Source organism: Sphaerochaeta sp. S2, assembly GCF_016406725.1.
Lineage (GTDB): Bacteria > Spirochaetota > Spirochaetia > Sphaerochaetales > Sphaerochaetaceae > Sphaerochaeta.
In genome coordinates, this window is record NZ_JAEKNT010000325.1 from 1 (window position 1) to 7,707 (window position 7,707).

The 7,707-nt window shown below is 47.7% G+C and carries 10 protein-coding genes and 1 tRNA gene; 7 read left to right on the plus strand and 4 right to left on the minus strand.

Features of this window, described 5'->3' with window-relative positions; genetic code table 11:
* Together JF818_RS09430 and JF818_RS09435 are read left to right on the plus strand one after the other, a co-directional pair.
* Nucleotides 1-203: phosphoribosylformylglycinamidine synthase subunit PurQ (locus JF818_RS09430; RefSeq protein ID WP_198891763.1), on the plus strand; the 203-nt coding region annotated here is incomplete at its 5' end.
* Between the two features lie 261 nt (nucleotides 204-464).
* Nucleotides 465-890 (plus strand): Hsp20/alpha crystallin family protein, encoded by a 426-nt coding sequence (locus JF818_RS09435; RefSeq protein ID WP_198891764.1) that lies wholly within the window; start codon nucleotides 465-467, stop codon nucleotides 888-890.
* An 81-nt stretch (nucleotides 891-971) separates the two neighbouring features.
* Here the strand turns inward: JF818_RS09435 and JF818_RS09440 are convergent, their stop codons facing one another.
* Nucleotides 972-1,316, minus strand: coding sequence for a cupin domain-containing protein (locus JF818_RS09440; protein ID WP_198891765.1), 345 nt, complete (start codon nucleotides 1,314-1,316; stop codon nucleotides 972-974).
* Nucleotides 1,317-1,517: 201 nt separating this feature from the next.
* On the opposite strand from JF818_RS09440, the gene JF818_RS09445 reads away from it, so the two are divergent.
* The 3 genes from JF818_RS09445 (at nucleotide 1,518) to JF818_RS09455 (ending at nucleotide 4,449) form a co-directional block, all read left to right on the plus strand.
* A complete protein-coding gene (locus JF818_RS09445; RefSeq protein WP_198891766.1) occupies nucleotides 1,518-2,366 on the plus strand; it encodes a sulfide/dihydroorotate dehydrogenase-like FAD/NAD-binding protein in 849 nt (282 codons plus the stop codon).
* 4 nt (nucleotides 2,367-2,370) lie between these two features.
* Nucleotides 2,371-3,861, plus strand: a complete 1,491-nt coding sequence (gene gltA / locus JF818_RS09450; RefSeq protein ID WP_198891767.1) for an NADPH-dependent glutamate synthase — start codon at nucleotides 2,371-2,373, stop codon at nucleotides 3,859-3,861.
* Between the two features lie 75 nt (nucleotides 3,862-3,936).
* Complete coding sequence (locus JF818_RS09455; RefSeq protein ID WP_370570321.1) at nucleotides 3,937-4,449, plus strand: PTS sugar transporter subunit IIA; 513 nt, start codon at nucleotides 3,937-3,939, stop codon at nucleotides 4,447-4,449.
* Here the strand turns inward: JF818_RS09455 and JF818_RS09460 are convergent.
* The 3 genes from JF818_RS09460 to JF818_RS09470 are packed head-to-tail and all read right to left on the minus strand — an operon-like array spanning nucleotide 4,426 to nucleotide 6,435.
* The gene (locus JF818_RS09460; RefSeq protein ID WP_198891768.1) at nucleotides 4,426-4,974 is read right to left on the minus strand and encodes a 5-formyltetrahydrofolate cyclo-ligase; all 549 of its coding nucleotides are present in this window, start codon (nucleotides 4,972-4,974) and stop codon (nucleotides 4,426-4,428) included. The two genes, JF818_RS09455 and JF818_RS09460, sit on opposite strands and share 24 nt — an antisense overlap.
* Before the next feature lie 7 nt (nucleotides 4,975-4,981).
* Nucleotides 4,982-5,689 (minus strand): energy-coupling factor transporter transmembrane protein EcfT, encoded by a 708-nt coding sequence (locus tag JF818_RS09465; protein WP_198891769.1) that lies wholly within the window; start codon nucleotides 5,687-5,689, stop codon nucleotides 4,982-4,984.
* Nucleotides 5,674-6,435: an energy-coupling factor ABC transporter ATP-binding protein gene (locus JF818_RS09470; protein ID WP_198891770.1), complete on the minus strand. Its 762-nt coding sequence runs from the start codon at nucleotides 6,433-6,435 to the stop codon at nucleotides 5,674-5,676. Before JF818_RS09470 ends, JF818_RS09465 begins: the two co-directional genes overlap by 16 nt.
* Nucleotides 6,436-6,542: 107 nt before the next feature.
* Here JF818_RS09470 and JF818_RS09475 point away from each other — a divergent pair.
* A tRNA-Phe gene (locus tag JF818_RS09475) sits at nucleotides 6,543-6,615 on the plus strand.
* 557 nt (nucleotides 6,616-7,172) lie between these two features.
* Nucleotides 7,173-7,676, plus strand: coding sequence for an ATP-binding cassette domain-containing protein (locus JF818_RS09480; RefSeq protein ID WP_198891771.1), 504 nt, complete (start codon nucleotides 7,173-7,175; stop codon nucleotides 7,674-7,676).
* The last annotated feature ends 31 nt before the right edge of the window (nucleotides 7,677-7,707 follow it).

Here is a 7,707-nt window from a genome sequence, read left to right on the forward strand (position 1 = left end):
TTGCAACTCAGTATGTCGATGAGAGAGGTAAGCCCCTTGCACCCAATGGCTCTCTGTGGGCTATCGAGGGGATAAGCAGCCAGGATGGTAAGGTCTTTGGACGGATGGCTCACAGCGAAAGGATTGTAAGCCGGCTCTACACAAATACTCCTTCAGTTCCTGATGCTGGGTTGTTTTGGGGTGCTGTTCGCTATTTTTCCTAGGGATTGTGTCAGATGGTGACAATAAGAGGGTCTTTTCGACCCCCTTGTGTCAATATGACTCAAAGCATGTACAGCTACTGTATGAGGGGATGATGTATGATGGGTATTGTATTTTTATTAGGAAGTTAATAAATATATAATATATATAGAAATAAAAATTTATTATATGAAAATATGTGAATGAATAAAAAAGTTGGCATGCTGATTGCATCATACTTTGTGTAACTAAAAGAAACACAATGACCACATGGAGGTGTCAACATGAAATATTATGTAACGTACAATAACAGCAACCCTGTTTCGGGATTCGATTCCTTATTTAATGACCTTTGGGCTGACTGGGGCACCAATCGAAGTAAAATTCCCCCAGTAGATATCTATGAAACCGAGAAAGCATATGTAATCGAGGCTGAGCTTGCTGGGTATAAGCAGGAAGAGGTTAGTGTCAATATCGAGAAGCATGTCCTGAAGATCAGTAGTGACAAGCAGAGTCTGAAGAGTGCTGATGAAAAGCAGAAGAACCTTGTTCGTGAGCGATACTTCAAGAAGTTTGAGCGTTCCTTCAGTCTTCCCGAGGATATTGATGAAGGAAATATTGAAGGCGAGTTTGCCGACGGTGTCTTGACCATCACCCTTCCAAAGAAGAAGGAAGCACTTCCCAAGACCATTGAAGTGAAGATCAAGTAAGAAAGTACTCCGTATAGTGGCAGTATCCACCCCTTTGCTTAGAACAGCCTGCAGATTTCTGCAGGCTGTCTTGTGTCTATGTCAGTCGAGAATGATTAAGGCCAGGAAGGTAAGGGGCTCTGCTTCCTCATTCCTGATTGCGTGACTTGCACCACCACCGGTGATGACCAGATCTCCTTTTTCCACGACCTTGTCACCATCGACTTCAGTAACAATGCCTTTCCCTGATGTTATCCAGTAATACTCAGTTTCGTTTACATGATTGTGTTCCCCGATACTGCAGCCTTTCTCCAGACGAATCTCAGAGAAGAGTCTGCAATGGGCTACACTGCCTTCATCAGCAAGGGCTTTCAGGACGACTTGTCCTGTTCCTTCTCTCATTTTCTCTTTAATGGTTTCTTGCATAGTTGTTGCTTTTTTGATCATGGTTACTTCTCCTATGCGTAGTGTGCCAGCTCATTGGGAGTTGGGCAAGACATACTTGACACTTCAGAGTGATAAAAGAATACTAAATACAACGTAGTAAGACAGCATTAGCGATATTTTCCACGCGAAGTTTGCATGATCCCGTTCTGCATCCTTGTCGGAAGGTTTCGATATGCCACGATATCATGCTGAGGAGAAGACATGAACAAAATTCTGGCTAAACAACGGTTATCGAAGGAAGTGTTCCGCATGGAGATTGAAGCCCCTGAGATCGCAGAGGCAAGAAAACCCGGTCAGTTCATCATCCTGCAGATGGGTGGGGAATTTGGCGAACGTATTCCTTTGACCATAGCCAATGCAGATCCTGTAAAAGGTTCAATTACCTTGATCTTCCAGGCAGTGGGAGAGACAACCCACCGTCTTGCGTTGCTCGAGATCGGGGATGCCATCGAAAACCTGTTGGGCCCTCTTGGCAAGCCAACCGATATCAAGAAGTATGGAAAGGTTGTCTGTGTTGGGGGAGGCATAGGTGTTGCCCCTCTCTTCCCTATTGTGGAAGGAATGAAGAAAGCCGGCAATGAGGTTACGGTGATCATGGGCGCACGAACAAAAGAACTCCTGATCATGGAAGAGGAAATGCGGGAAACTGCTGATGAAGTGATTGTTGTCACTGATGATGGTACCTATGGAAGAAAAGCCTTGGTAACAGTTCCCCTTAAGGAGATTTGTGAAGAGGACAAACCCGATTGTGTGGTCATTATCGGGCCTCCTGTCATGATGAAGTTTGCCGCCCTCACCACCAAGCCCTATGGCATCCATACCATTGTATCCCTGAACACCATCATGATCGATGGCACAGGTATGTGTGGTGGTTGTCGTGTCACTATCGGCGGAGAGACAAAGTTTGTCTGTGTCGATGGTCCTGAATTTGATGGTCATCTGGTTGATTGGGACAATATGTTGCTTCGTCTCGGTACCTATAAGAGTGAGGAAGCAGAGGCACACCACCGCTGCCATATTGGACTGAATATCAACGAAGGAGAGGCTTAGGCATATGCATATAACGAAAGAAACACTTGACGCCCAAGCAAAAGAGTTGCTCGAGCAACTAAAAGATAAGACACTCAGCCCTAGGGATAGGGCACAGATTCCCCTCCAGGAGATGCCAAGCCAGGCTCCAGAGGTTCGCGTTTGCAATATGGAAGAGGTTGCCCTCGGTTATACGGACAACCAGGTTCGCGTTGAGGCCATGCGCTGTCTCCAGTGCAAGAATGAACCCTGTATTGCTGGTTGTCCTGTTTCCATCAATATCCCTGCCTTTATCGCAGAGGCTGCAAAGGGAAACTATGGAAAGTCCGTGGAGATCATCAAGGAGAGCAGCCTCTTGCCATCCATCTGTGGTCGTGTCTGCCCTCAGGAAGCACAATGCCAGAAGTTTTGTACCGTAGGAAAGATGCACAAGGATGTCGAGCAGTCGGTTTCCATTGGTCGCATTGAACGCTATGTTGCTGACTATGCAAGAGAGCATGATCTTGAGAAAGTTCCCCACATCAAGAGTGATAGTGGACGCAAGGTTGCTGTTGTAGGCTCTGGTCCTGCAAGTATCTCAGCTGCTGCAGATCTGCGCAGGGAAGGCCACTCTGTAGTGATGTTCGAGGCACTGCACAAGGCTGGGGGAGTGTTGGTCTATGGTATTCCTGAGTTCCGTCTTCCCAAGAAGATTGTGGAACATGAATTGCAGAATCTCAAGGATATGGGTGTTGAAATCAGACCCAACTACCTGGTAGGGAAGACACGAAAGATTACCGACCTGATGGAGAGGGATGGCTTTGATGCTGTATTTGTCGGATCGGGGGCAGGACTTCCCAAGTTCCTCGGCATTGAGGGAGAGAACTATGTAGGGGTGTTCTCAGCAAATGAGTACCTGACCCGGAGCAACCTGATGAAGGCATATGCTGTGGGGAAGTCACGCACTCCACTCTACCAGTCCAAGAAGGTTGCTGTCTTTGGTGGTGGAAACGTTGCAATGGATGCTGCAAGGACTGCAAAGCGTCTTGGTGCAGAGGAAGTGGTTGTTGTCTATCGCCGCACGGAGTTGGAAATGCCTGCCCGACGCGAGGAAGTGAATCACGCAAAGGAAGAGGGCATTAAGTTCCTGTTCCTTCACTCGCCCCTTAAGATTACCGCTGATGAGAAGGGAAGGGTAAACGGTGTTGAGTTGATCACCTGTGAGTTGGGAGAGCCTGACGCTTCTGGGCGTCGTCGTCCTGTAGAGATTCCAGGCAGTGAGAAAATCTTTGACTTCGATACCGCCATTATTGCTATCGGGAATGACAGCAATCCTCTCATCAAGGCAACCACTGATGGTATTGAGGTTAATAGAAGAGGTAACTTCATCGTCAATGAGGAGACCTGTGAGACCACGCTTAGGGGGGTCTATGCAGGCGGTGATATCGTCCTCGGTGCTGCAACGGTTATCCTTGCCATGGGGCAGGGAAGAAAGGCCGCCAAGGCAATGAATGCCTATCTAGAGGATCTGGCATAAAAGTGACTGGGGGCGGATCTGGTTCACCAGTTTCGCTCCCTTGATACACTTACTTCCTTTGTGTATAGTTACCCAGTGGATATTCTTAATGATTGCCAATCGGTGATCTGTCAGCTTACGTCGAAAGATAAGACCCAGGCCATTCTGGAAGTGATAGATTCCTGTTCAGTGTTCACTTCTCTCCCAGACCTCGAGCGTTTCAAGCGCGGGGTGCTTCGTCGTGAGCATATTCAGTCAACGGGTATTGGGCATGGGGTTGCTATTGCCCATGGAAAGATTCTCGGTATCAATGAAGTTCATATCGCATTGGGAATCAGCAAAGAGGGTATAGAGTACGGGAGTAGTGATGGGATGCCTGTCCATCTCCTGTTTGTGATTGCCTCTTCCCCTTCCATCCAGATGGAGTACTTAGGTGCCTTAAGTTCCATTCTGAGGGGAGTGCGTACCGAGCAGATGCGAGAACATCTCCTGAATCTTCATCAAAGCAAGAGTGACGAGACTTGCCGGCGGTTCCTTTCCATGATGGCTAACCAGGAGTTTGTCTGGTTCTGCCAACGGCCCAGCCTAGAAGAAGGTTCCCCCACATAATAGTCCATTGACCTCAATGTCCCACTGATCAGTTGGGATGTTCTTAAGAAGTTGATGTTTCCGGCAGATGCCGAGCGTGTATGATTCCCTATACAAATGTAGAAACCGATCGTAGTAGCCTTTGCCTCTTCCAAGGCGTTCTCTCTGGTGGGTGAAGGCAACTCCAGGGACCAGAATAAGGGTGTCGTTGGAAGGCATTACAGCGCTCCCCTCTAGAGGCTCAGTAATTCCCAGACTTCCTGTATGTAAATGATCCAGGCTCAACACCTCCTGAAAGCTCATGGTTCCATCAGGCCTGCAAAGTGGTAAGGCAAGATGCTTGTGTGCTATTGCATCATGCAGAATGACTCTGATATCAACCTCAGATGGAAGGGGGAAGAAGCCAAAGATCCAAGAGGCATCTTTGTAGAGCGCACTAGAGAGCAATGCAGAGCAACTCAAGCGGTCTTCTCCAGTGAAGCCAGTTCCTCGCAAGGTTTTTTCTTGAAATAGCAGCTGTGCCCTCAAGCTCTCTTTGTCTTGCATGGGATTATTATACCACGAAGCTGGCGGGAGTGATCAGCATAACCAATAGACAGAGCAGTGCGTCATTTCTCCCATAACGAAGGCGGGTGCGCGGCATGTCCGGGTCGTGGTTTCTTGCTTCAAGGGCAAGTGAAAGGTCCTCTGCCTTATCCAGCAACAAGAGAAAGATACTGGTGGAGAGTCCTATGATGGTTCTGTAAGGATTCCTTCTGATTTCCAGTCTTGCTTTTCTCGCGGTATTCGCTTCAAGGGAGGCATCGAATATCATGGGAAGCAGAGAGAGCGTGAGTTCAATACTGCTTGCTATTCTCCATCCATTGATGAAAGGGACCTTGTCCAATAGACTCCCCAGTGACCTGGCTAGGTCATCTGGGGCGGTACTGTCTGCAATAAGGATGCCTGAGAGTATGATGGTGCTGAACCGGAAGAATGCAGAGGCTGTGCGTAGCCAGTCGTTGCTGGAAACATACTCCATGATGGTGATCAGGGCCAGAAGGACCAAGAAGAACCTGAGCTCTCTCTGATACTGCCTAAGCGGCAAGCGTTGGGAAATGCCAGCAATCAGCAAGGCAGAGAAAATTATCAGAATGCCCCACAGTGAGATATAGATCAGGGCAAGGCAGAGGACGATGACAGAGAGAAACTTGGTCATCGGGTTGCAGTGGTTGAGAAATCTCTCTTGTTTCCGGTAGTGGAAGATCAGTGCTTCAGCCATGTCAGGTCCTCAACATTGCTTGTTTTCGGGACATACATGCCATGGTCTTCCAGGTGTTCAAACACAGAGTGTTTTGTCCCTTGTACAGCAACCAGTCCTGCTTCCAGTACAAGTACCTGGTCAGCATGTGCAAGGACCTTGTCGATTTCATGGCTGACGATGATGATCGTGTGTCCACTTTGCTGCAATGCAAGCAGTGTTTCCAATACACTTACTGCAGAGCGGTAGTCGAGGTTGGCAAACGGCTCATCAAGAATGATCAGTTTCGGGTCCATGACCAAAATACCAGCTATCGAGAGTTTTCTTTTCTCCCCTCCACTGAGCGTACGAGGACGCTGGTCTCTCTGGTTCTGGAGGTTCATCAGGGCAAGGACTTCATCCAGTCTTCTCTTTTGTTCGGTTTCATCCACAGAGAGGTTTTCCATACCGAAACGGATGTCCTTCTCCACCGTCTGCCCTACTATCTGGGTATCAGCATCCTGAAACACCAAACCTATGGAGTGAAGTCTTTTTTTCGGATTCTTTGTTACATCCTCTCCCGAGAGGTAGATTGATCCACCGCTAGGTTTCAGTAAACCCTTGAGACAACGCAGGAGGATGCTTTTTCCAGCACCATTTGGCCCGCTGATAAGCGTGAAGCTTCCTTGGCTGACTGAGAAGCTTATGTCCCCAAGAATTTGCTTGTCCTTGGAAAAGGAGAAGCTCAAATGTTCGACTGAAAGCAGTACCGGTTGTGTGGTGTTCATGACAACCAGACTGTAACAGATGGGGGTTGTTTGGGCAAGATTCCCCTGTTTTTCCCAAAAGGTGTTGACAAGTGTGAGAGAATTAGGGTATACAAGATGACGTTGACGCCGCTTTAGCTCAGTTGGTAGAGCAAAGGACTGAAAATCCTTGTGTCCTCAGTTCAATTCTGAGAGGCGGCAAAACAGAGAGCTCCCTGTCCTATAAGGATGGGGAGTTTTGCTTTTGGTGGAAACCATTCGCTGAATGTAGCGCTAGCGAAATAATCTTGAATGGGCTTACGGAATTTGGGGTTCCTGCAGGAGCATCTGAACAGATGAAGAGAGGAATCCCCGACCGCTTGCTAGTAGTGCTCAGATGCTCAGCCGGTTAGCTCCCTCTCTTCACTTACAAGTATGCTCATAATGGAATGGAGAGACAACCAGCATTACAAATAGAGAATAGTGTAAGTAATTACAATACAATATTATAATAAGTGTATATCACAATAGGAAAACACATTACTTCACAGAGTATGCCAACAGATACAAATGAACCAGCATTGCTAATCCTTCGATAGTCTGGTATAAAAAGATAGAAATACTACAAACCATGGAGCGCCTTACAGCAATGAAGAACTAATCGAATCACACAAGTAGAACACTCACAACACAAATGAGGGGTTCGGTGTATTCGATTGGTATAGTTATGTTAGCTCTACCGGAAATATGCCCGTACCCCGATAAGGGAGACCAAAATCATGGGCAAGACAACGATTCATGTATCATCATTACGATTCCAATATCCACAAGCAACACTGCCTCTTTTTGAGAACATCGATCTGACCTTTGCTGTTGGCTGGACCGCGATTCTTGGAGCAAATGGGGCCGGTAAAAGTACCCTGCTGCAACTTGCAAGCGGAATTCTGAAACCAGAGAAAGGAACAGTTATCCGTCCCGAACATACTACCTATGTAGCACAGAGGACCGATGACCCTCCTCCAAACTTCGAGACCTTTACTGGAGCCTATGACAGGGAAGCCTGCAGGCTCCATGGTCTGTTGCAGATTGATCGAGACTGGTTCTATCGCTGGAAAACACTGAGCCATGGAGAGAGGAAACGTGCCCAGATCGGCTGTGCCCTCTACGAGGAGCCTCAAGCCATTACCATTGATGAGCCAACCAACCATCTGGACGAGGATGCGATCAAGATGGTCGGTGATGCTCTGGAAAGCTTCAAGGGCTGTTCTCTTATACTCATCTGACCCTGCCGACCACCTCACCCGCCCGTTTTTC